The organism is Aeromonas sp. LsrichE-8G (genome assembly GCF_022869435.1).
GTDB lineage: Bacteria > Pseudomonadota > Gammaproteobacteria > Enterobacterales > Aeromonadaceae > Aeromonas > Aeromonas caviae.
Genome location: NZ_JALIHH010000268.1, coordinates 1 through 326, shown reverse-complemented (window position 1 = coordinate 326; position 326 = coordinate 1). Strand labels below are relative to the sequence as shown.

Genomic DNA, 326 nt, shown 5'->3' with positions numbered 1-326 from the left:
CTCCTGCTCGACCTGAAAGGAGATATACCAGTGCCCGGCTGCTTGGCTGACGGTCGCGTTTTTAATTTTCCCTTCAACTGGCTGGGACTGACGGAACTTGACCCACGCCAGCCCGGCAGGCAGCTTCACGCGACCCTTTTCAAGGCAGCAATACTTGTCGAAGTTGACGAAGCGGATTGAGTCGCGGTTGTCGCTTTTTTTCTTGAATACGGGTGCCTTGGCGGCGAGTTTCTTATCAAAGCAGCGCATCCACGCGCCATGCAAATCCTTGAGCTTCTGCTGGAGGTTGTCGGTATATGCCTCGGCCAGAAAGGCCATTTCTGGGT

Annotated in this window: 1 pseudogene; it reads right to left on the bottom strand. The window is 54.6% G+C overall.

The features are described from left to right. Positions 1-326 (bottom strand): annotated as a pseudogene (locus MUW49_RS20945) (RNA-guided endonuclease TnpB family protein); the annotation flags it as partial.